The organism is Kitasatospora sp. NPDC093806, assembly GCF_040683335.1.
Lineage (GTDB): Bacteria > Actinomycetota > Actinomycetes > Streptomycetales > Streptomycetaceae > Kitasatospora.
This window is the reverse complement of sequence record NZ_JBFBDO010000251.1, coordinates 1-2031: the sequence shown is the minus strand read 5'-3', so window position 1 is coordinate 2031 and position 2031 is coordinate 1. Positions and strand designations below refer to the sequence as shown.

The window sequence follows — 2031 nt, the reverse complement described above, 5'->3', positions numbered from 1 at the left end:
CCGCACCGTGGCGCTCGCGCTGGCCGGCGCCGGCCTGGTGGGCGTGATGGCGCCGGTGGCCGGCGCCCAGGGCAGCGCCGAGCCGCTCCGGGTGACGGTGACGGGCGCACCGGACGCGGCCGGGGCCGCGGACGCCCAGGCGGTGCGGAAGGGCGTCGACACCAAGGCGCTGAACGCCGCCGTGCGCGGGATGGTCAACCCGGGCGGAGCCTCGGCCACCCTCGCCCGGGTCAGCGAGCGCGGGCGCTCGCTGTGGCAGGGCGCGGCCGGCACCGCCGACTTCGCCACCGGCGCCAAGGCCACCCCGGACGGCCTGTTCCGGATCGGCAGCGTGACCAAGACCTTCGTCTCCACCGTGACCCTCCAGCTGGTCGCCGAGGGGCGGCTCGGCCTGGACGACCGGGTCGAGAACCTGCTGCCCGGCGTCCTCCCGAACGGGCGGGACATCACCCTCCGCCAGCTGCTCAACCACACCAGCGGCGTGTTCAACTACACCGAGGACCCGTCGTTCTCCTTCGACCGGACCCCCGAGGCCACCCAGGACTGGCTGGACACCGGCCGCTGGAGGCCGTGGTCGCCGCAGCAGCTGATCGACCTGGCCAACACCCACCCGGCGTACTTCGCGCCGGGGCAGGGCTGGCACTACTCCAACACCAACTACGTCGTGGTCGGGCAGATCATCGAGCGGGTCACCGGCCGCAGCTGGGCGCAGGAGGTGGAGCGCCGGATCATCCGGCCGCTCGGCCTGACCGGCACCTCGATGCCGATCCACTCGACCACCATCCCCGGCCCGCACGCGCACGGCTACTTCGACCTGCCCACCGGCCCGGCGGACACCACCGAGCTGGACCCGAGCATGGCGGGCGCGTCCGGCGCCGGGATCTCGACCACCGCGGACCTCACCACCTTCATCACCGCCCTGGTCGGCGGACGGCTGCTGCCCCGGCCGCTGCTCGCGGAGATGATGCGGATCACCCCGGAGAGCGGCGCGGACCAGTACGGGCTCGGCCTGCAGCGCAGCTCCACGCCCTGCGGCCAGTTCTGGGGGCACGCGGGCGGCATCCCCGGCTACAACACCTTCGTGTACACCGACAGCGACAACCGCCGGCAGTTCGTGGCCTCGGTCAACGCCTACGACATGTCGAACCTGCCGGCCACCAACGCCGCCTTCCACACGCTGATCGACACCGGTGTCTGCGGCGGCCCGCCGCCCGCCACCGCGTCCGCGCCGGCCACCGCTCCGGGCGCGTCCGCGCCGTCCCGGTCCGCCGGCCCGCTCGGCTGACCGCCCGGGGCAGGTCCGGGGGCCGGCCCGGGCCCCCGGCCCACCCGGGTGCGGGAGGTGCAATCATGGCCCGCACCTGATGGGCAGTCGTCACGAGAAGGAGCAGAGATGGCAGAGCCGTTGATAGCCGAGGTCGGGGGACGGGTGCCGGACGTCGACCCGAGCGCGTTCGTCGCACCGAACGCCGTGATCGTGGGCAGCGTGACGGTCCACGCCGGGGCGAGCGTCTGGTACGGCGCGGTGCTGCGCGGGGACGCCGAGGCGATCACGGTCGGTGCGGGCAGCAACGTCCAGGACAACTGCTCGGTCCACGGCGACCTCGGCTTCCCGGTGGTGCTGGGGGAGCGGGTCTCGGTCGGGCACAACGCCGTCCTGCACGGCTGCGTGATCGAGGACGACGTCCTGGTGGGGATGAACTCCACCGTGCTGAACGGCGCCCGGATCGGCGCCGGCTCGCTGATCGCGGCCGGGGCCGTGGTCACCCAGGGCACCCAGGTCCCGCCCGGCTCCCTGGTCGCGGGGGTGCCCGCCAAGGTCCGCCGCGAGCTGACCGAGGAGGAGCGGGCCGGCATCAAGTTCAACGCCGAGGGCTACCTCCTGCTGGCCGACGGCCACCGGGACATCCACCCGGTCCCGCAGGCCCGGCCGGAGTGACCCACCGGGGCCGGCGCGCACGCTCAGCGCGGCGTGCCGGCCCCCGCACCGACCCGGCCGGCCACGGCCGCCGGGTCCGAGGCGTCCACCGG

The 2031-nt window shown here is 74.8% G+C and carries 2 protein-coding genes; both read left to right on the top strand.

Annotation, left to right across the window (positions count from 1 at the left end; all coding sequences use genetic code 11):
* On the top strand, window positions 1–1285 hold a 1285-nt coding region (locus AB0N76_RS39730; RefSeq protein WP_363565732.1), incomplete at its 5' end, for a serine hydrolase domain-containing protein.
* A gap of 108 nt (window positions 1286–1393) precedes the next feature.
* Complete coding sequence (locus tag AB0N76_RS39725; protein WP_363565731.1) at window positions 1394–1939, top strand: gamma carbonic anhydrase family protein; 546 nt, start codon at window positions 1394–1396, stop codon at window positions 1937–1939.
* Window positions 1940–2031: the final 92 nt, after the last annotated feature.